Genomic DNA, 20,393 nt, shown 5'->3' on the forward strand with positions numbered 1-20,393 from the left:
CTCGCTGGCGCGGTAGGGCGGCCGCCAGCGGTCGCCGGGCGCGAGCGGGAACCAGCCGACGGCCGGCCGGCCGCCCTGCACCACCAGGTTGCTTGCGCTGCCGCCGCCCAGGAAGGCGACCAGCGCCGGCGAGTACACGGGGCGAACGTGGCGATGCCCCGGCACCCAGCACCAGCGCGGCCCGATGCGCGTCCAGCGTCCGTAGTGGAAGGGCGCAAAACCCCAGGGCGCGCGGTCGATCCAGGTGTAGCCCCATGGCGCCACCACGGCCCAGTAGCCGTCGCTGTAGGGCGACCAGTCGCTGGCGACGTTGCTGGGATACCAGACGGCGCCGTAGTTCGGGTCGTTCTGCCACTGGCCGTACTGGTCCAGCTGCATGTAGCCCGGAATTTCTCGCGACATGTAGCGCGCCGACTGGGACTGGTCTTCCAGCCGGTTGCGCTCCGCCACCCAGCGGTCGAAGTCCGCGGGCAGGGGCTGCGGGGCGCCGCCCGCAGTGAGGTCGCGTCCGGTGTAGACGGCCTGCTGGCGGCTGCCGAGGTCTTGCGACTGCCCGCCGTCGCCATACACCGTGGCATTGCCGTGGGCCACCATCACTTGCGTCGTGTCGGCCTGCGGATCGGCCTGCACGCGGTAGTCGCCCGGAGCGCGCAGCACCACCGCCACGTTGCCCGTGCCCAGTTCCACGCGTTCCTGCTCGCCGCCGGCATCGCCGCGCAGGCGCAACTGCGCGCGGCCCTGCTGCAAGGTCAGGCGCAGGGTCTGGTCGTCGAGTTCGGAGATCTCGAGCTGGGTCTGCTCGTCCATGCGCACCGCGATGTCGCCCACATAGAGTTCGGCGCGGGCGTTGCGGTCGGTCCAGAGGCGGTCGCCCTGCACGAGCGGTCGGTTGGGTTCGGATTCGTACCAGCTGTTGTCGCCGGATGGCGACACGCTCAGGTTGCCCTGCCGGTGGTTGAGGTAGGCCACGCGGCCGGGCGGGTCGGCGTCCTGTGCGCTGGCGCCCCCTGCCATGCAGGCCAGCAGCAGCACGGCAAGAAGATGCGCCAGCGGGCGCGCAAAGGCAGGGATGGGAAATCGCGGCATGGTCATGATCATGGTCATGCCACAACGCGCGAGCCCTGCGCTCCGCTGTCAGCCGATGCCTACTGCCAGGTGAATGCTGGTGAAGTTATGCAGCCAAAGGCAAGCGCGCATTTCATTTGTAAAGAAGCTGCGGCAGCCACAGGCCGATTTGCGGCCACATGTAAAGGAGCACGATGGCCAGGATCTGGATGCCCATGAACGGAAGCATGCCCAGGAAGATCTGGTTGAGCGTGACGTGCGGCGGGCTCACGCCCTTGAGGTAGAAGGCGGCCATCGCCACCGGCGGCGAGAGGAAGGCGGTCTGCAGGTTCATTGCCACCAGCAGGCCGAAGAACAGCGGGTCGACCCCGAAGTTGTCCAGCAGGGGGATGAAGATCGGCATGAAGATCACGATGATCTCCGTCCATTCCAGCGGCCAGCCCAGCAGGAAGATGATGACCTGGCTGAGCACCAGGAACTGGATCTTGCTCAGGTTCATGCTGAGCACCCATTCCTCCACCAGCGCCTGTCCGCCCAGCAGGGCGAACGCCGCCGAGAAGATGGCCGAGCCCACGAAGAGCCAGCAGACCATGGCCGAGGTCTTGGCGGTGAGGAACACCGATTCCTTGAGCACGCCCAGCGTGAGGCGCCGGTAGGCCGCGGCCAGCAGGAAGCCGCCCAGGGCCCCCATGGCCGCCGCCTCGGTGGGCGTGGCCAGCCCCAGCACGATCGAGCCCAGCACCGCCAGGATCAGGATCATGAGCGGGAAGAAGGACGCCAGCAGCATCTTGAAGATCTCGAGCCGGGCGAAGGACAGGAACAGGTAGAACAGGGCCACGATCGCGCCGATCACGGCGAAGGTCACCCACCACCAGGTGGGCGCCGGCATGCTGGTGGCGCCGCCGGCGGCCGCAGTTGCGGCGCCCGGCTCAGGGGCAGCCTTGGCCGGCGCTGCGCCGGGCGGCTCCTGGACTGCGCCAGCACCGGGCGGCTCCGATACGCCGGCGCCCGGCGGCTCGCTCAGCCCGCTTCCCTCGGAGGGCGGCTCCTGCAGCCCGCCGCTGTCCGAAGGAGGTTCTTGCAGGCCACCCGAACTTTCGGGCACGCTGCTGCGCGCGGCACCGATTTCCTGAATGTCGTACTGTTCGGCCGCGCGCACCGTGGTCACGGCCTCGTAGCTCGTGATGGCCACCAGCGCGAACAGGGCGCCGGGCAGCAGCACGATGCCCAGCTGCCTGAGCAGGTGCGCGGTCGGCACGTCCGCGTTGCGCCGTCCCTTGAGCGCGGCCAGCAGGCTGCCCAGCGCATGCCGGCTGCTGTCGGCGGTGATGCGCTGCGTGAGCGCCGGCAGCTTCACTGCGCGTTCTTCCGGCGACAGCGGCGGCGCCCAGGCCGGCTTGATCCATGCCATGAGGATCACGTAGATCACGTACAGCGAGGCCAGCATCACCCCCGGAAAGAAGGCGCCGGCGTACAGCTGCACCACCGACACGCCCGCCGTGGCACCGTACACGATGAGCAGCACCGAAGGCGGGATCAGGATGCCCAGGCAGCCGCCTGCCGTGATGGAGCCGGCCGCCAGCGGAATGCTGTAGCCCGCGCGCAGCATGGCCGGCAGGGCCAGCAGGCCCATGAGCGTGACCACTGCGCCGACGATGCCCGTGGCGGTGGCGAACACCGTGCACGTGACCAGCGTGGCCACCGCCAGCGCGCCCGGCAGCCGGGCCATGGCCAGGTGCAGGCTCTTGAACAGCGTCTCGATGAGGTTGGCGCGCTCCACCAGGTAGCCCATGAAGACGAACAGGGGCACCGCGATGAGCACGTCGTTGGCCATGGTCTTGTAGGCCGCCTGCACCATCAGGTCCAGCGTGTGCGTGGTGTTCCGGTCGTAGGCGAACCAGGTGAAGATCATGCCCATGCCCATCAGCGTGAAGGCGGTGGGAAAGCCCAGCATGATGGCCACCACCACCAGCGCCAGCATCAAGAGTCCCAGGTGGCCGTTGGTGATGGTGTCGGCGCGCAGCAGCACGAAGGCGGCGCCGCACACGATGATGGCCATGAAGGTCAGGCCGAACCACAGTTCCTTGCGGATCTTCATCGCTTGGCCTCCTGCGCGACCACGACCTTGTCGAGGGCCTGGATGTCTTCGTCGTGGACGTTGACCATGTCCTTGAGCTTGTCGACGTCCACTTCTTCCACGTCCTGCTCGCGCGAGGGCCAGTAGCCCTGGCGGATGCACTGCACGCAGCGCACGATCTCCACGATGCCCTGCAGCAGCAGCGTGAAGCCGGCCAGCGGAATGACGTACTTGAAGGGATACAGCGGCAGCGGTTCGGCCGAGAAGGTCTGCTCGCGGATGGACAGCGACTCGCCGGCATAGACCCAGCCCGCATAGGTCAGGGCCACGATGCCAGGCAGGAAGAACAGGATGTAGAGCGTCAGGTCGATGATGGCCTGCGTGCGCGGCTGGAAGAAGCCGTAGAGCACGTCGCCGCGCACGTGGCCGTTCTTGCTCAGGGTGTAGGCGCCCGCGGTCATGAACAGGGTGCCGTACAGCATGATCTGCGCGTCCAGCACCCAGGCATGCGGGTTGTTGAGCACGTAGCGCGAGAACACCTCCCAGCTGATCAGCAGCGTGAGCAGGACCGCGCACCAGGCAAAGGTCTTGCCGACCCAGGTCGAGAAGCGGTCGACCCCCAAGAGAAACGATTGCATGTTGGCCAGTTCCGGAAATGAGAAAGAGCGCTTGCTTCGGATAAAGGAAGGGGCACCCTGGGTGCCCCTCGCAGCAGACGGGACCTGGCGCTTCAGGTCTTCTTGGCGCCGGCGCCGAAGTAGTGGTTGGCGGCCATCTTGAAGTCCACCGTGTAGTCGTTCTGCCACTGCACGGCCCGCTGGGCGAAGGCCTTCTGCGAATCCATCACCTTCTTGAACATCGGGTTCTCCGTGGACTTCTTGGCCACGGTCTTGTCCCACGACGCCAGTTGCGCGCGCAGGATGGCGTCGGGCGTCTTGTAGAACTTGATACCCGCCTTCTTCAGTTCGAGGTAGTCCTCGGAATTGCGGTGGATCGCCTTCCAGCTCATGTCCGCGCTGGAAGCCTGCACCGCGTAGTCGATGATCGACTTGAGCTCCGGCGGCAGCGCGGCGAGCTTGCCCTTGTTGAACAGCACCTCGAACTGCTCGCCGCTCTGGTGGAAGCTTTGCAGCATGCAGTTCTTGGCCACGTCCGGAAAGCCCAGCACCTTGTCGCTGGAGGCGTTGTTGAACTCGGCCGCATCGATCAGCCCGCGGTCCAGCGCGGGCACGATCTCGCCACCGGGCAGCGGGTTCACCGCTGCGCCCATGTCGGTGAACACGTCCACCGCCAGGCCCACGGTGCGGAACTTCAGGCCCTTGATCTCCTCGGCCTTGGCGACCGGCTTCTTGAACCAGCCGAGCGGCTGCACCGGCATGGGGCCGTACAGGTAGGAGATCACGTCGAGGTTCAGGCTCTTGTAGATCTCCTCCAGCAGCGCCTTGCCGCCGCCGTAGTAGTGCCACGCCAGCACCATGTTGGCGTCCATGCCGTACCCGGGGCCCGAACCCCACAGCGCCAGGGCCGAGTTCTTGCCATACCAGTAGGCGACCACGCCGTGGCCGCCGTCGAGCGTGCCCTTGGCCACTGCGTCCAGCAACTGGAAGGCCGGCACCACCGAGCCGGCCGGCAGCACCTCGATCTTCAGGCGGTTGCCCGCCATGTCGTTCACCTTTTTGGCGAAGTCCTGCGCGTACTCATGGAAGATGTCCTTGGCCGGCCAGGTGCTCTGGAAGCGCAGGGTGGTGGTTTGCGCCATGCTCACCATGGGGGCGGACATCGCGCCGGCGGCCACGGCTGCGCCCTTGATCAGACTGCGCCGTCGGGTCGACTTGTTCACTGTCATCGCTGTCTCCAATTATTGAAAGCAGATTGAAGGAAACCGGTTCGCCATCTTTGGGCGCGTGTCTATTCGTGACAAAGAGGGTTTTCACGAAGGACTCACAATTCAATGGGCGCCAGGGCAACCAATGCGGTCCAAGCCCTTGGCACAAACCCTGAAAGACTGAAGGAAAAGCACTCATGACGAAGTTGGAATCGGCCATCGACCCCGAACGCCTGGGCGTGCGTCCCGCCGAGGGATATGCCGGCGACGTGACCCCCGAGCAGGCGGCGGCCTGGGTGGCGTCGGGCGAGGCGGTGCTGGTCGATGTGCGCAGCGATGCGGAGCGCGAGTGGGTGGGCTTCGTGCCCGGCGCCGTCGCCGTGCCCTGGAAGCAGTGGCCCGGCATGGCGCTGAACCCGACCTTCGAGGCCGGCGTGCAGGAAGCCGTACCGACCGGCGCGAAGGTGGTGATGCTGTGCCGCAGCGGCGTGCGCTCGATTGCCGCCGCCAGGCGGGCCACCGAACTGGGCCTGGAGGCCTACAACATCCTCGAAGGGTTCGAGGGCGACGCGGACGCGGAAGGCCACCGCGGCCGCAAGGGCGGCTGGCGCTATCGCGGCCTGCCCTGGAAGCAGAACTGAAGCCGGGCGCACCCGCGAAGCAAGTGCGCCCGGTGGCGGCGAAAGACCGCAGCGGTCACAGCTTGGGGATGCGCAGTTTCTGGCCCGGATAGATCTTGTCGGGGTGCGAGAGCATCGGCTTGTTGGCCTCGAAGATGGCGTTGTATTTGTTGGCGTCGCCGTAGTACTTCTTCGAGATGGCCGAGAGCGTGTCGCCCTTGGCCACGTCGTGGTACTGGGCCTCGTCGGCGGCTGGCGCGTTCAGCTGGTTCTCGACCGAGACGACGCCGCTCACGTTGCCGGCCGCCAGCGATGCTTTCTCCTTGGCCTCCTGGCTGGGCGCATCACCTTGCAGCGTGACCTTGCCGGCGGCGCCGTCGAACTGCACCGCCAGGTTTCCGATGCCCAGGTTCTGCTTGTCGATGTAGGTCTTGATCGCGGCCGAGGCGGCGGCGTTGGCATCGGCCGGATTGGCGCCCGGCGTGGCAGCTTGCGCCGACGAACCACCGAAGAGCTTCTCGCCGGCTTCCTTGATGAAACTGAGCAATCCCATGCCATTTCTCCTTGAGTGAAGGTTGGAGCGGGCACTGTAGCGGGCGCAGCATGCCGGCGGCGTTGCGCCGGGCCGGCCAGAAGGCAAGCAAATGCAAATGCGACAAGGGCGCACCGGGCCGCGAGCGAAAGGACTACGCTCGTTTGCATAATGCCGCGCATGGCATTCCTCGCAATCGACATCGGGAACACCCGGCTCAAGTGGTCCATGTTCGAGGCGGCGCACCCCGGCGCGCCCCTGCTTGCGCATGGCGCCGAATTCCTGGACCACATCGAACGGCTGGCCGAAGGCCCGTGGGCGGACCTGCCGCCCGCCACCTCCATGCTGGGCTGCGTCGTGGCCGGCGATGCGGTGCGGCGCCGGGCCGAGGAGCAGCTGCACGAGCGCTTCGACTGCGCCGCGCGCTGGGTGGTGCCTACCACGGCCGAGGCCGGAATTACCAACGGCTACGACCATCCGACCCGCCTGGGCGCGGACCGCTGGGTGGCCATGATCGGCGCGCGCCACCGCATGCTCGGCGCGGGGCCCGCGCGGCCGATGGTGGTGGTGCTCATCGGCACGGCCGTCACGGTGGAGGCGGTGGATGCCAGCGGCAAGTTCCTGGGCGGGCTGATCCTGCCGGGCCACGGCATCATGCTGCGCGCGCTCGAATCGGGCACCGCCGGGCTGCATGTGCCCACCGGCGAGGTGGTGGAGTTTCCCACCAACACCAGCGATGCGCTCACCAGCGGCGGCACCTACGCCATCGCCGGCGCGGTGGACCGCATGGTGGCGCACCTGCGCGAGCGCACGGGGATGGAGCCGGTGCGCTACATGACCGGCGGGGCCGGCTGGAAGATGGCGCCGTCCATGTCCAGCGAGTTCGAGCTGGTCGAGAGCCTGATCATGGATGGCTTGCTCGTCATCGCCGAAGACCGCGCGAAACGTTAGGCGCGCGTCAGCCCCTCCACCGCCTGGAACATCGCCTGGCGGGCCTGGCTGATGATCTGGCCCTTCCAGGCGTCGGTGTCGGTGTAGAAGGCCTCGAGCATCTTCTCGCGGATGGATGCGGCCAGTTCGGGCGAGGCCTTGCCCGGGTACTTGTGCATCCAGTGGTCGGCGCGCAGGGCGTCGGTCACCTCCAGCATGGGCAGGGTGCCGTATTCGAGCGCGATGGCGGTGAACTCGGCCTTCGGGCATTCCTCGTAGATCGAATTCCACATCAGCCCGTTGAGCAGCGCCGAGGTGGAGGAGCCGTCGTAGATCGAGGTGACCGCATGCTCCGCGCCCCACCATGCGTTGGCGCGGGCATAGGCGGCCTTGTCGTCCTTGCACGCGAAGATTCGCTCGCCGTGGCCGTTGGGGCCCAGCCCGGTGTGCAGGTCGATCCACGCCAGGCCCTGTGCGTGCTGTGCGTGTTCGCGCAGCACGCGGCGGAAGGTCTGGTTGCTCCAGGTCGGCGAATGGCCGCCGAAGAACAGGCCGTCGGGAAACTGGTACTGCCCGGCGGTGACGGCGGCCTGGTAGGCCTTGATGCCGTGCGCTGCCATCCAGGCGTCGATGGCCGCCTGGTTCTCGGCCGTGGGCGGCCACGCCGGAGGCAGCAGCAGCTCGTGCAGTTCGGCATAGGCCGGGTTCGCCGGCAGCGGCTGCGCGAAGTCCAGGAAGTTGCGGTTCAGGTCCACGTTCTCGTGCGTGACGCGGCGGCGGTGCGAGAAGCCGTGCGGATTGAGCGCATGGACGTACAGCACCGCCACGCCGGCCTCGCGCGCCTTCTGCCGCCATTCCTCGTCGTGCAGCGCGAACACCTGCACGCCGCTGCCGCAATGGCCTTCGACGCCGTGGCAGGCACTGGTGAGGATCAGCAGGTGCCTGGCATCGGCCGCGCCGTCGAGTGCCACGTCCATGGCCAGCGCCTCGCCATCGCGCCCCTTGAGCGGATGCACATGGGCCTGCGCCCGCAACCCCGCAGCCATGCAGGCCTGCAGAAATTTCTGGCGCGCCTGCGCATAGCTGGGCGAGAAGGCGGCGGCGACGTCGATCATGCAATGTCCTTGGCAGGGGTGTTGAGGAACTGCTCGGCCAGCTGGACCCACATGGTGGCGCCCAGCGGAATCAGGCCGTCGTTGAAGTCGTAGCTGGCGTTGTGCAGCGTGCAGGGGCCCGCGCCGTGGTGCATGTCGCGGTGCGTGCCGTCGCCGTTGCCGATCCAGGCGTAGGCGCCCGGCTTGGCCTGCAGCATGAAGGAGAAGTCCTCGGCCGTCATGGCGCCCACCTGCGGCAGCACGTTGGCTTCGCCGACGATGCCGGCCATCACGCGGCGGGCGAAGTTGGCCTCGGCCTCGGTGTTGATGGTGGGCGGGTAGGTGCGCACGAACTCGAAGTCCAGCTGCGCGCCGTGTGCGGCGCAGATGCCCTCGGCGATTTCCTTCATGCGCCGCTCGATCAGGTCGAGCACCTCCAGCGTGAAGGTGCGCACCGTGCCCTTGAGCTCGCAGTTGTCGGGCGTGACAGTGGGCGCCTCGCCGGCATGGAACATGGTGACCGAGATCACGCCGGCCTCGGTGGGCTTCATGTTGCGCGTGAGGATGGTCTGGAAGGCCTGCACCATCTCCGCGCCGATGGGCACCGGGTCGATGCTGGTGTGCGGCAGCGCCGCGTGGCCGCCCTTGCCGCGGATGGTGATGTGGAACTGGTTGCTCGAGGCCATCACCGGCCCGGGGCTCACGGCGAACTCGCCGGCCTTCATGCCGGGCCAGTTGTGCATGCCGAACACGGCCTCCATGGGGAACTTGTCGAACAGGCCGTCCTTGATCATTTCGCGGGCGCCGCCGCCGCCTTCTTCCGCCGGCTGGAAGATGAGGTAGACGGTGCCGTCGAAGTTGCGGTGCCTGGCCAGATGCTGCGCTGCAGCAAGCAACATGGCGGTGTGGCCGTCATGGCCGCAGGCATGCATCTTCCCGTGGATCTTGCTGGCGTGGGCGAAGGTGTTGAGCTCGGTCACCGGCAGCGCGTCCATGTCGGCGCGCAGGCCCACGGCGCGCGGGCTCGTCCCGTTTTTCACGATGCCCACCACGCCGGTGGTGCCCATCCCGCGGTGGATGGGGATGCCCCATTCGGTGAGCTTCGCGGCCACCAGGTCGGCGGTACGCACTTCTTCGTAGCACAGCTCGGGGTGGGCATGGATTTCACGTCGAAGCGCGGCGATGCCCGGCGCCTGCTCGACGAGCGAGTCGATCAGTTTCATGGGAGACAGTCTAGACGAGCGTGCCGATTGCGGCAGTTGGCCGACAATGGGCCGCATGCCCCATCAACTTTCCCAGCGCGCCCTTGAAATGGCCCAGGCCCTGGTGCGCATGAACACCGTGAGCGCCAACAGCAACCTGGCGCTCATCGAGTACGCGCGCGACCACCTGCATGGCCTGGGCGTGCGCAGCCGCCTGACCTGGAACGCCGACAAGACCAAGGCCAACCTGTTCGCCACGCTGGGCGCGGGCAAGCCCTCCGGCATCATCCTGTCGGGCCACACCGACACCGTGCCGTGGGACGGCCAGGCCTGGACGGTGGATCCGCTCTCGGGCAGCGTGCAGGACTGGCCGGGCGAGGAAGTCGCCGGCGGCCAGGTGGAGCAGGCCGGCCCGCGCCTGTATGGCCGCGGCAGCGCCGACATGAAGGCCTTCATTGCCGTGGCGCTGGCCAACGCCGACCGCTTCCTGGAAAGCGAGTCGCCCTTTGCGGTGCACCTGGCCTTCAGCTACGACGAGGAGGTGGGCTGCTTCGGCGTGCGCGAGCTCATTGCCGACATGAAGGAGGCGGGCGTCAAGCCGGTGGCCTGCATCGTGGGCGAGCCCACCAGCATGGTGCCGGCCATTGCCCACAAGGGCGTGTACCGCTGGCGCTGCTGCGTGCGCGGCAAAGAGGCGCATTCGTCGCTCACGCCGCAATCGGTCAATGCCATCGAGATGGCCGCGCGCATGGTCGGCAAGGTGCGCGACATGGCCGAGGGCTTCGAGCGGGACGAGCCGCGCTACGAGGGCTTCGACGTGCCGTTCAGCACCGCCAGCGTGGGCCAGTTCCACGGCGGCATTGCCGACAACGTGGTGCCGCGCGACGCGGAGTTCCGCTACGAATTCCGCAACCTGCCCACGGCCGATGCGCTGGCCATGCAGAAGGAAGTGCTGGCCCATGCGCGCAAGCTCGAAGCCGGCATGAAGAAGGTCGCGCCCGATGCCGGCATCGCCTTCGAGACCATCTGCGAGATTCCCAGCTTTCTGGGCTCGGCGCGCGACCCGGTCACCCGGCTGGCGCAGCGCCTGTCGGGCAACGAGAGCACCACGCTGGTGGCCTTCGGCACCGAGGCGGGCCTGTTCAAGAACGCCGGCATTCCCACCGTGGTGTGCGGCCCCGGCAGCATTGCCCAGGCGCACCAGCCGGACGAATACGTCACGCTCGACCAGCTGGCCCGCTGCGAAGTCTTCATGCGCGGCCTGGCGCTGGCGCGCGAACTGGGCTGAACCCGGCTGGCAAGCGGATGGCGCCGGCGCAGCAGGACTTGCAGGCCGCGCGCCTGGCGCGCATGAAGCGCATCGCCCTGGGCCTGCTGGGCCTGGCCGCCTGCGTGTATGCCCTGGCCACCGCCATGGAGGGCCGGCATGCGGCCTGGGGTTATGTCGCGGCCTTTGCCGAGGCGGCCATGGTGGGCGCGATTGCCGACTGGTTCGCGGTGGTGGCCCTCTTCAGGCATCCGCTGGGCCTGCCCATTCCGCACACGGCGATCATTCCGGAGAACAAGTCGCGCATCGGGGCCAACCTGGCGGGCTTCATCTGCAACAACTTCCTTTCCACGCAGCAGGTGCTGGCCAAGCTGGAGCAGTTCGACCCGGCCGGCCGGCTGGCGCAGTGGCTGGCCCGGCCGGGCAACGGCCAGCAACTGGGCCGCCTGGGCGTGACGGCGGCGCGCTACGGGCTGTCGGCCTTCGACGACGAGCGGGTGCGCGCCTTCCTGGGCCATGCCGCCGCCTCCGGGCTGGCCAAGGTCGACCTGTCCAGCCTGGCCGGGCAGTCGCTGGAGGCGCTCACCGAAGGCGGGCGCCACCAGGCGCTGCTGGACGACGTGCTGCAGCAGGTGGCCGGCCTGGTGGAGGGCGAGGCGGTGCAGGAGCACATCACCGAGGCCATCGCCCGCGAGATCAAGGCGCTGCGCTACGTGGGCCTGGACCAGGTGGCGGCGCGGCTGGCCACGCGCAAGGTGGTGTCGGTGGTGGCCAAGACGATCGGCGACCTGGCGGCGCAGGCGGACCATCCGCTGCGGCTTCGCTTCGACGCCTTCACGCATGAGTTCATCGACAGGCTGCAGCACGATGCGGCCTTTCATGCGCGCGGCGAGAAGCTGCGGGCCGACCTGCTGGCCCATCCGGCGCTGGGCAAGTACCTGCACGGCCTGTGGGACGAGCTGCTGGCCTGGCTGCATGCGGACTTGCTGCGGCCCGAGTCGTCCATCGGCGCGCGCATCTCGGCGCTGTCGCAGGAACTGGGCGAGCGGCTGGAGGCCGACGCCGCCATGCGCCGCTGGATCAACGAACAGATCACCGCCGCGGCGCCGCTGGCCATCGAGCGCTACCGCGAGGACATCCGCCGCTACATCGTCGAGCGCGTGGATGCCTGGAACACCCACGAGATGACGGCAGAGCTGGAGCGCAACGTGGGGCGCGACCTGCAGTTCATCCGCATCAACGGCACGCTGGTGGGCGGGCTGGTGGGGCTGGGCATCCATGCGGCCACGCAGTGGCTTCGTGGATGAGGGGCGCGGCTACACGCGGATGCGGCCGTCGCCGGTGATCATGGAGAGCTCGACGAACTTCGAAGCCACGTGGTTCCTGGCAGAGAAGGAAACGTCGAAGCCGCCGAACTGCTGGTGCTCGATGCTCTCCAGCCCCGCGATCAATCCATCGCGCGAGACGCCGCGGCCCGGCGCCCGGCGCAGCCCTTCGGCCAGCACCTTGGCGGCCAGGTAGCCTTCCAGGCTCGAATAGTTGATGTTGCCCGCGCCGGCCTTGCGCACGGCTTCGGAGAACTCGCGGGTGATGGCGTTGGCCGAGTTGTACGGCGAGGGCACCACCTGCGACACCACCACGCCGGCGCCGTCCTTGCCCAGCTCGTCGGCCAGCGCCTGCGTGCCCACGAAGGACACGTTGTAGAAGGTGCCGCCGTAGCCCGCCTTGCGCGCTTCGCGGATGAAGGCGGCGCAAGATTTGTACGCGCTGATCTGCACCACCGCGTCGGGCCGGGCCGCCACCAGCGCCTTCACCGCCGCGGCCACGTCCACCGAATTGCGCTCCACCGTGGCCTGGGCCACGGGCTTGAGGTTCTGCTGCGCCAGCGCCAGGGTGACGCCGTCCAGCCCGGCCTTGCCGTAGGCGTCGTTCTGGTAGAAGACCGCGATCTTCGCCAGGCCCAGGTGGGTGAGCTGCTTGACGATGAGCGCCGTCTCGTCGTTGTAGGACGCGCGCAGGTGGAACACGTTGCGCTGGAATGGCTCGCGCAGCGACATGGCGCCGGTGAAGGGGGCGATGAACGGCACCTTGTCCTTCACCGCCAGCGGCAGCGCGGCCAGGCTGGTGGGCGTGCCGATGTAGCCGAACAGGGCGAACACGTCGTCGTCGATCAGCTTCCTGGTGTTGGCCACGCAGCGGTCGGGCTCGTAGCCGTCGTCCAGGAACTTGATCTCGACGCGGCGCGCGCCCGGCAGGGCGTTGTTCTGGTCGAACAGCAGCTTGGCGCCCTGGTAGAACTGGATGCCCAGCTGGGCCGCCGGCCCGGTGAAGGGCGCGGACTGGCCCAGCACGATGGTGCCGTCCTGCGCGCTCACCGTGCCCTGAAACCCTCCCAGTGCAGCAGCGCCCGCCGCGATGGAAAATTGCCTGCGACTCAGCCTCATCGTAAAAACCCCTTTGCGCCTCCCCCGGGCGCGCTACCTGACAAGAAAACCACCATGGATACTGCTGTGGCCTCACCCGCGACGACATCCGCCGCCGGCGTGCACACGGTGCGCGGCGCCTGCCCGCACGACTGCCCCGACACCTGCGCCCTGGTCACCACGGTCAAGGACGGGGTCGCGATCAAGTTGCAGGGGAATCCGGAGCATTCGCATACCGCGGGCGTGCTGTGCACCAAGGTCTCGCGCTACATCGAGCGCAACAACCACGAGGGCCGGCTGGTGCAGCCAATGCGGCGCAGCGGCCCCAAGGGCAGCGGCCGGTTCGAAGCGGTGAGCTGGGACGAGGCACTGGACGACATTGCTGCGCGCTTGAAGAGCCTGGCTGGTATCAATCCTGAATCAATTGTGCCGTACAGCTACGCCGGAACCATGGGTTTGGTGCAGGGCGAGTCGATGGACCGTCGCTTTTTCCACAAGCTCGGTGCGTCGCTGCTGGACCGCACCATCTGCTCCACCGCGGGGAGTGAAGCCTTCGGTTTTACTTTGGGCGGAAAAGTGGGGATGCGGGTCGAATTCTTCAGCGAGGCCAGGCTGATCCTGATCTGGGGCAGCAACTCCATTGCCAGCAACCTGCACTTCTGGCGCCATGCGCAGGCGGCCAAGCGCGCCGGCGCGCGGCTGGTGTGCATCGACCCGCGCAAGACCGAGACGGCGGACAAGTGCGACGAGCACGTGGCCCTGCTGCCCGGCACCGATGCCGCGCTGGCGCTGGCGCTGATGCACGAACTGATCGTGCACGACTGGCTGGACCACGACTACATCGCGCAGCACACGCTGGGCTGGGACCAGCTGCGCGCGCGTGCGCTGCAATGGCCCCCTTCGCGCGCGGCGCAGGTGTGCGGCGTGCCGGAATCGCAGATCGTGGAACTGGCCCGCGCCTACGGCACGACGAAGCCCGCGGCCATTCGCCTGAACTACGGCATGCAGCGCGTGCACGGCGGCGGCAACGCGGCGCGCGCGGTGGCCTGCCTGCCGGCGCTCACCGGCGCGTGGCGGCACCGGGCCGGTGGCGTGCTGCTGAGCAGCTCGGGCCAGTACCCCATCGACCGCGCCGCGCTGCAGCGGCCCGACCTGCTGGCCGGGCGCACGCCGCGCACCATCAACATGGTGAAGATCGGCGAGGCGCTGCTGGACGAAGCCGACCCCATCAAGGCGCTGGTGGTCTACAACAGCAACCCGGTGGCGGTGGCGCCCGACTCGGGCCAGGTGGTGCAGGGCTTTGAGCGCGTAGACCTGTTCACCGTGGTGCTGGAGCAGTTCCAGACCGACACCGCCGACTATGCCGACTACCTGCTGCCGGCCACCACGCAGCTGGAGCACTGGGATGTGCACTTCAGCTACGGCCACACCGACGTGATGCTCAACACGCCCGCGCTGGCGCCGCGCGGCCAGGCGCGCAGCAACACCTGGGTGTTCCGCGAACTGGCCCGGCGCATGGGATTCACCGAGCCCTGCTTCTCGGACGACGACCAGGCGCTGGTGGCGGCCGCCTTTCCCGCCGGCAGCATCGACCATGAGGAGCTGCACGCCAAGGGATTCACCACCCTGCGCCTGCCCGAGGCGCCGTTTGCGCAAGGCAACTTCCCCACGCCTTCGGGCAAGTGCGAGTTCTTCAGCGCGCGCCTGGCCGCCATGGGGCAGGACGGGCTGCCGGACCATGTGGCCAACCATGAGGCCTTCGGCAGTTCGGCCACGTATCCGCTGGCGATGATCTCGCCGCCGGCGCGCAACTTCCTCAACTCCAGCTTCGTCAACGTGGCCAGCCTGCGCGACATCGAGGGCGAGCCGCTGCTGGAGATCCATGCGGACGACGCGGCCAGCCGCGGCATCGAGAACGGGCAGGTGGTCCGGGTGTTCAACGAACGCGGCGAGCATCGCTGCCGCGCCGAGGTGTCGCGCCGCGCCCGGCCGGGCGTGGTGCACGGCCTGGGCATCTGGTGGCGCAAGCTCGGGCTGGACGGTACCAACGTCAACCAGCTCACCAGCCAGCGCCTGACCGACATCGGCCGCGGCCCCACGTTCTACGACTGCCTGGTGCAGGTGGAGGCGGCGCCGCCAGCGGCGTCCGGGCGCTGATCGAATGAGCCCGCGCCTGGTTGCCGCAGCGGCCGCGGCGGTTGCGCTGGTGGGCTGCACCGGCTGCACCAACCTCGGCTACTACTGGCAGGCCGCGACCGGCCATGCCGACCTGATGCGCGCCGCGCGGCCCGTGCCCGAGTGGCTGGCGGACCCCGCGGCTTCGCAGGCATTGAAGGACAAACTGGTCCTGAGCCAGCGCATCCGCCGTTATGCCAGCGACGAGCTGGGCCTGCCGGACAACAAGAGCTACACCGCCTACGCCGACCTGAAGCGGCCGGCCGCGCTGTGGAATGTGGTGGCGGCGCCGCAGTACTCGCTGACGCTCCATACCTGGTGCTTTCCGGTAGCCGGGTGCGTGGGCTACCGCGGCTACTACGCGCTGCCCGAGGCGCAGGCCGAGGCCGAGCGCCTGCGCGCCGAGGGGCTGGAGGTGGCGGTGTATCCGGTGCCGGCGTATTCGACGCTGGGCTGGCTCAATTGGGCAGGCGGCGATCCGCTGCTCTCGTCCTTCATCGGCTATCCGGAAGGGGAGCTGGCGCGCCTCTTGTTCCATGAACTGGCGCACCAGGTGGTGTACGTGCCGGACGACACCACCTTCAACGAGTCCTTTGCCACGGCGGTCGAGCGCCTGGGCGGCGAGCGCTGGCTGGCGACCCAGGCCACGCCAGCCGCGCGCGAGGAATACCTGGGCTTCGACGCGCAGCGCCGGGCATTCCGCGCGCTGGCGCTGGACACGCGCGCGAAGCTGCAGGCGGTGTATGGGTCGAGCGAAGCCGCTGCGCAGGACTGGGCGGTGGTGGAGCAGCGCAAGAAGGCCGTGATGGACGAGTTCCGCGAGCGCTATGCCCAGCTGCGCGCCGGCTGGAGCGGCCCGCGCCAGGGCGCCTACGACGCCTGGGTGGCCCGTGCCAACAATGCGCTGCTGGGCGCGCAGGCGGCCTACGACTCAAAGGTGCCTGGCTTCGAGGCGCTGTTCAAGGCGCAGGCGGCGGCCGGCGGCGATCCGTGGCCGCGCTTCTACGCCCAGGTCAAGAAGCTGGCGCAGCAGCCCAAGGCCGAGCGCGACGCGGCGCTGGGCAACGAGCCGCCGCGCGCCGATGGCGGCGCACCCGGCAGCGCACCGAAGGCCAAGGAGCTCGGCAGCACGGGCGAATGACGGCCGGGCTCGCTGCCGCGACGCAGAGAAGAAGATGCGAATGGAAGACAAGCAATCGGCAAGCGGACCTTTGGCGGGCCTGCGCGTGATCGAGATGGGCCAGCTCATCGCGGGCCCCTTTGCCGCCCGCACGCTGGCGGATTTCGGCGCGGAAGTGATCAAGATCGAGCCGCCCTCCGGCGGCGACCCGCTGCGCAAATGGCGCCTGCTGGATGCAGACGGCACGTCGGTGTGGTGGCAGGCGCAGTCGCGCAACAAGCGCTCGCTGGCGCTGGACCTGCGCGGGCGCGAGGCGCAGGAGATCGTGCGGCGACTGGCGCTGGAGGCGGACGTGCTCATCGAGAACTTCCGGCCCGGCGCCATGGAGGGCTGGGGCCTGGGGCCGGATGTGCTGCAGGCGGCCAACCCGGGGCTGATCATGCTGCGCATCAGCGGCTATGGGCAAAGCGGCCCGTACCGCGACCGGCCGGGCTTCGGCGTGGTGGCCGAAGCCATGGGCGGGCTGCGCCACCTGACCGCCGAGCCGGGGCGGGTGCCAGTGCGCGTGGGCGTGTCGATCGGCGACACCCTGGCTTCGCTGCACGGCGTGATCGGCATCCTGATGGCGCTGCACCATCGCCATGCCACGGTGAGCGAGCAGGCGCCCCGGGGGCGCGGCCAGGTGATCGACGTGGCGCTGTACGAGGCGGTGTTCAACTGCATGGAAAGCCTGCTGCCTGAATACAGCGCCTTCGGCGTGGTGCGCGAGGCGGCCGGCAGCGCGCTGCCGGGCATTGCGCCGAGCAATGCTTACCGATGCGCCGACGGCTATGCCCTGGTGGCCGGCAACGGCGACAGCATCTTCAAGCGGCTGATGAACTGCATCGGCCGCCCGGACCTGGCCGAGGATCCGCAGATGGCGGGCAATGCCGGCCGGGTGGCGCAGGTGGCGATGATCGATGCTGCCATCGGCGACTGGACCGCGGGCCGGACGGTAGCCGAGGTGCTGGGGGCGTTGGCCGCCGCCGACGTGCCGGCAGGCCGGATCTACACCGTGGCCGACATTGCCGCCGACCCGCACTTCGCGGCGCGCGGCATGCTGCAAGAGATGGACCGGCCCGATGGCAGCAAGCTGCTGCTGCCGGGCTTCGTGCCCAAGCTCTCGGCCACGCCCGCCAGCCACCGGCGCAATGCGCCGACGCTGGGCCAGGACACCGATGCGGTGCTGCGAGAGGTGGGGCTGAGCGAAGCGCAGATTGCCGCGCTCAAGGCGCGCGGCGTGGTGGCCTGATGATGAATCAGGCGCGCAACGACTCGATCAGGTCGATGTACTTCTGCTTGGCCTCGTCCTGGCTCAGGCCCTTGTTGGCCGTCCAGGCGTCCCACTTGGCGCGGGCCACGAAGTCGCTGAAGCTGGGCTTCTTCTCGCCGTTGTCGCCCAGCGTGGCCTGCTTGTACAGGCCATAGATCTTCAGCAGGGTGGGGTTGTCGGGCTTCTCGGACAGCAGCTTGGAGTTGGCTTCGGCGGCTTCGAATTGGCTCTGCAGGTCGGACACGGGTGCGTTCTCTTTCTCTTCTTGGTGAAAGCGCAGATTGTCCTTCAGTCCGCCAGGCTGGCCCGGGCCAGCGCCACCTCGAGGTGCTCGCGCGCATCGACCGGAATGAAGGCCGCGGCCTGTTCGAACAGGCTTGTGGCCCGCGCGTGGTGCGACTCGCCGTGCAGCATCTGCAGGCCGTGCGCGTACTCCATCAGCCCGTTGGCCGCATGCGGATTGAGGGCCAGGCCGCGCTCGAAGAACTCGATGGCTGCTTCCGGACGCACGCCGTAGGTCATGCGGCCCACCAGGATGCCGACCTTGTCGATGACCTCGGCATGGAAGGCGCCCAGCGCCAGGTGCGCGTCGGCATGGCCGGGCTGCAACTCAATCACGCGTTCGAGCGCACCCTTGACCTTGCCACCCAGGCCCAGCGCGAGCGCCTTGGCCACGCTCACGCCCTGGCTGTAGCGGCCCAGGGCGTAGGCGTGCCAGTAGTGAGCCTGGCAGTCCTCGGGGTCTTGCTCGGCCTGCTCGGCCGCCTGGTCGGCGACCTGGCGGAACAGCATCAGCCGGGTGGATTCGCGCGGCTCCACGTAATTGGCATAGATGGCGGTGGCCCGGTTGGCCAGGGCCAGCCCGTCGCGGCCGCCCTGCTGCAGGCCGATGAAGGCAGCCTGCTCGAAATCGCCGCCGTGATAGCAGGCCCAGCCTTCCAGCAGGTCGGCGTTGGCCGTGGGCGGCTCGAAGTCGCCCTGGCCGGCATGCAAGCGCCGCCATTGGGCCAGCACGGAGGGCGCGTCGAAGCGGGGCAGGTCGGTCAGGTTGACGCGCGCCCAGTTCGAATCCCGGATGGATGCGCTGTTGTCGGCGCCTTGCTGGAAGAGCGAAAGAGGGCCGATCTTGGGTTCGGTCATGGTGCCTCGTTCAGGTCGGCGCCAGGGCGGCCGGTGAAGGAGAGGAGGGTGGCGAGGCAGACGAAGAGCGCTGCCCCGGATCGTTGCTTGTGGCCGCGCTGCTGCTGGCTGCGTAGGCCTCGCTGAGCGCCAGCAGGTGCTGCCGCTGCCCCGGTTCCAGGTAGGGCGCGAGCAGGCGCAGGGCGTGATAGGCGCCGCGCATGAGCGCGCCCTGGGCCTGCTGCGGCTCCAGTGCGCTGCGCGGGTCGCGGGCGTATTCGTAGTTCAGCCAGTAAGTGAGCACCACCACCATGCTGTGCGCCAGGGCGTCGACCTCGCGCGGGTCGATGGACAGCTGGCCGGCCTGGCTCATGCCGGCCACCAGCGCGCGAATGGCGCCAGCCTTGTCGGCCAGCATCTGCTGCAGCCGGGTCTCGAGGTGGCGGTTCTTGCTCAGCAGGTCGTTCAGGTCGCGATACAGGAAGCGGTAGCGCCAGATCAGCTCGAACAGGCTGTGCATGAAGAACCAGGCGTCTTCCACGTCCTGCACGCTGCCGGCGGCCTGGAGCAGCTGGCCGAGTTCGGTCTCGTAGTCGCCGTAGAGGCGATTGACCAGTTCGTCCTTGGCGGGGTAGTGGTAGTAGAGGTTGCCGGGGCTGATGCCCAGCTCGGCCGCGATGAGCGTGGTGGAGACGTTCGGTTCGCCGAACCGGTTGAACAGGTCCAGCGAGGCTTCAAGAATGCGTTGCGCGGTGCGGCGTGGTGCCTTCCTGGTGGCCATTGTTGTCGGGCACGCGTCGGGTGATGCGCCTTTTCCTTGTTGGTGTCTCCTGCAGGGCACTCTAGCGCAAAGGGCGCCCAATGGGGGAGCGAGGGGAAAACCGGGCGGGAGCTGGGCATGCCGCTTGCCGGGTGTGCCCCGCGCCCGGGCTCGGGTGCAGCGTCGGCTGCCGCTACTGCTTCTTCCTGGCGGCGGAGGCCGATGACGCGGCCGCGCGGCGGGAAGGCTTCTTGACCAGCGCGGCGCTCTCGGCGGCCGCCGTGGTCTTGTGCGCGGTGGTCTTCTTGCGGGCGGTGGTGGCGGTGCGCCGCGCCGCCGCTCCCGCGGCCGGATGCTCCAGCTGAGCTTCGAGCGCCGCCACGCGCGCCTTCAGCGCGGCCACTTCCTGCGCCGAGGGCACGCCGAGCTTTTCCAGGGCGCGGGCCACGCGCTCTTCGAAGATGTTCTCCAGCTTGCCCCAGCCGCCGGCGGCCTTGGCGCCGAATTCGGTGGCAAAGCCGGCCATGCGGGCCTGGGCCTGGCTCAGCGATTCCTCGGCGGCCTTCTGGGTTTTCTTCTGGACGTTGGCACCGTCCTTGACCAGGGCTTCGAAGGCCTTGCTGCCTTCTTCCTGCATCTTGGCGAAGGCGCCCAGGCCGGCTAGCCAGATTTGTTGGGCGGAGTCTTTGATGCGGTCGGTGGGGTTGTCTTTGTCCTTGTCGGTGGCCATGGCGGGTCCTCTGTGAATCGTGTCGACTTGCTACTTTAGTCGCGCCTCTGGTCCCTGGGGAGGGGCTACATCTTGGTACGTTTTGCCCGATGTGATAATTCCGCGCTTCCTGTCTGGATGGCAGGCTCAAAAGAGAAAGATG

19 protein-coding genes are annotated in these 20,393 nt (G+C 68.4%); 7 read left to right on the forward strand and 12 right to left on the reverse strand.

The genetic code is table 11. The annotated features are described in order from the left end of the window. The 4 genes from VSO01S_RS06585 to VSO01S_RS06600 form a co-directional block, all read right to left on the reverse strand. Nucleotides 1-1,092, reverse strand: a 1,092-nt coding sequence (locus VSO01S_RS06585; protein WP_373282879.1) for a DUF6600 domain-containing protein, incomplete at its 3' end; no start/stop codon positions are given. 106 nt (nt 1,093-1,198) lie between these two features. Continuing rightward, nucleotides 1,199-3,163, reverse strand: a complete 1,965-nt coding sequence (locus tag VSO01S_RS06590; protein ID WP_068641007.1) for a TRAP transporter large permease — start codon at nt 3,161-3,163, stop codon at nt 1,199-1,201. Further along, nucleotides 3,160-3,780: a TRAP transporter small permease subunit gene (locus tag VSO01S_RS06595; RefSeq protein WP_068641008.1), complete on the reverse strand. Its 621-nt coding sequence runs from the start codon at nt 3,778-3,780 to the stop codon at nt 3,160-3,162. The genes VSO01S_RS06590 and VSO01S_RS06595 overlap by 4 nt, the downstream gene beginning before the upstream one ends. Before the next feature lie 92 nt (nt 3,781-3,872). Next, on the reverse strand, nt 3,873-4,988 hold the full coding sequence (locus VSO01S_RS06600; protein WP_068641009.1) for a TRAP transporter substrate-binding protein: 1,116 nt from the start codon (nt 4,986-4,988) through the stop codon (nt 3,873-3,875). A 176-nt stretch (nt 4,989-5,164) separates the two neighbouring features. Here VSO01S_RS06600 and VSO01S_RS06605 point away from each other — a divergent pair, with 176 nt between their 5' ends. After that, on the forward strand, nt 5,165-5,608 hold the full coding sequence (locus VSO01S_RS06605) for a rhodanese-like domain-containing protein (protein ID WP_068641010.1): 444 nt from the start codon (nt 5,165-5,167) through the stop codon (nt 5,606-5,608). 55 nt (nt 5,609-5,663) lie between these two features. Here VSO01S_RS06605 and lysM read toward each other — a convergent pair whose 3' ends face one another. Further along, nucleotides 5,664-6,140, reverse strand: a complete 477-nt coding sequence (gene lysM, locus VSO01S_RS06610; RefSeq protein ID WP_068641011.1) for a peptidoglycan-binding protein LysM — start codon at nt 6,138-6,140, stop codon at nt 5,664-5,666. Nucleotides 6,141-6,299: 159 nt separating this feature from the next. Between lysM and VSO01S_RS06615 the strand changes: the two genes are divergently transcribed. Beyond that, nucleotides 6,300-7,070, forward strand: a complete 771-nt coding sequence (locus VSO01S_RS06615; protein WP_068641057.1) for a type III pantothenate kinase — start codon at nt 6,300-6,302, stop codon at nt 7,068-7,070. Here VSO01S_RS06615 and VSO01S_RS06620 read toward each other — a convergent pair. Together VSO01S_RS06620 and VSO01S_RS06625 are read right to left on the reverse strand one after the other, a co-directional pair. After that, nucleotides 7,067-8,164, reverse strand: a complete 1,098-nt coding sequence (locus VSO01S_RS06620; RefSeq protein WP_068641012.1) for a M14 family metallopeptidase — start codon at nt 8,162-8,164, stop codon at nt 7,067-7,069. The genes VSO01S_RS06615 and VSO01S_RS06620 overlap by 4 nt on opposite strands. After that, complete coding sequence (locus VSO01S_RS06625) at nt 8,161-9,366, reverse strand: M20 aminoacylase family protein (RefSeq protein WP_068641013.1); 1,206 nt, start codon at nt 9,364-9,366, stop codon at nt 8,161-8,163. The genes VSO01S_RS06620 and VSO01S_RS06625 overlap by 4 nt, the downstream gene beginning before the upstream one ends. A 55-nt stretch (nt 9,367-9,421) precedes the next feature. Here VSO01S_RS06625 and argE point away from each other — a divergent pair, with 55 nt between their 5' ends. Together argE and VSO01S_RS06635 are read left to right on the forward strand one after the other, a co-directional pair. Continuing rightward, nucleotides 9,422-10,633, forward strand: coding sequence for an acetylornithine deacetylase (argE, locus tag VSO01S_RS06630; protein WP_068641058.1), 1,212 nt, complete (start codon nt 9,422-9,424; stop codon nt 10,631-10,633). A gap of 17 nt (nt 10,634-10,650) precedes the next feature. After that, entirely contained in the window at nt 10,651-11,919 is a 1,269-nt protein-coding gene (locus VSO01S_RS06635; RefSeq protein WP_245684130.1) for a DUF445 domain-containing protein, read from the forward strand. 9 nt (nt 11,920-11,928) lie between these two features. On the opposite strand, the gene VSO01S_RS06640 is transcribed toward VSO01S_RS06635, so the two are convergent. Beyond that, complete coding sequence (locus tag VSO01S_RS06640; RefSeq protein ID WP_068641014.1) at nt 11,929-13,056, reverse strand: ABC transporter substrate-binding protein; 1,128 nt, start codon at nt 13,054-13,056, stop codon at nt 11,929-11,931. A gap of 54 nt (nt 13,057-13,110) precedes the next feature. Between VSO01S_RS06640 and VSO01S_RS06645 the strand changes: the two genes are divergently transcribed. The 3 genes from VSO01S_RS06645 to VSO01S_RS06655 are packed head-to-tail and all read left to right on the forward strand — an operon-like array spanning nt 13,111 to nt 17,621. Beyond that, a complete protein-coding gene (locus VSO01S_RS06645; protein WP_068641015.1) occupies nt 13,111-15,192 on the forward strand; it encodes a molybdopterin-containing oxidoreductase family protein in 2,082 nt (693 codons plus the stop codon). Nucleotides 15,193-15,196: 4 nt separating this feature from the next. Continuing rightward, complete coding sequence (locus VSO01S_RS06650; protein ID WP_084241718.1) at nt 15,197-16,351, forward strand: aminopeptidase; 1,155 nt, start codon at nt 15,197-15,199, stop codon at nt 16,349-16,351. 40 nt (nt 16,352-16,391) lie between these two features. Beyond that, entirely contained in the window at nt 16,392-17,621 is a 1,230-nt protein-coding gene (locus VSO01S_RS06655; protein WP_245684131.1) for a CaiB/BaiF CoA transferase family protein, read from the forward strand. A 7-nt stretch (nt 17,622-17,628) separates the two neighbouring features. Here the strand turns inward: VSO01S_RS06655 and VSO01S_RS06660 are convergent, their stop codons facing one another. The 4 genes from VSO01S_RS06660 to VSO01S_RS06675 form a co-directional block, all read right to left on the reverse strand. Further along, entirely contained in the window at nt 17,629-17,886 is a 258-nt protein-coding gene (locus VSO01S_RS06660; RefSeq protein WP_068641017.1) for an acyl-CoA-binding protein, read from the reverse strand. Between the two features lie 44 nt (nt 17,887-17,930). Next, nucleotides 17,931-18,782 carry a tetratricopeptide repeat protein gene (locus VSO01S_RS06665; RefSeq protein WP_245684132.1) on the reverse strand — a complete coding sequence of 284 codons (852 nt, stop codon included), beginning with the start codon at nt 18,780-18,782 and terminating at the stop codon, nt 17,931-17,933. A gap of 10 nt (nt 18,783-18,792) precedes the next feature. Continuing rightward, a complete protein-coding gene (locus VSO01S_RS06670; RefSeq protein WP_068641018.1) occupies nt 18,793-19,542 on the reverse strand; it encodes a TetR/AcrR family transcriptional regulator in 750 nt (249 codons plus the stop codon). Nucleotides 19,543-19,714: 172 nt separating this feature from the next. Continuing rightward, nucleotides 19,715-20,251, reverse strand: coding sequence for a phasin family protein (locus tag VSO01S_RS06675; RefSeq protein ID WP_068641019.1), 537 nt, complete (start codon nt 20,249-20,251; stop codon nt 19,715-19,717). Between the last annotated feature and the right edge of the window lie 142 nt (nt 20,252-20,393).

It is taken from the genome of Variovorax soli NBRC 106424, assembly GCF_001591385.1.
GTDB classification, from domain to species: Bacteria; Pseudomonadota; Gammaproteobacteria; order Burkholderiales; family Burkholderiaceae_C; genus Variovorax; species Variovorax soli.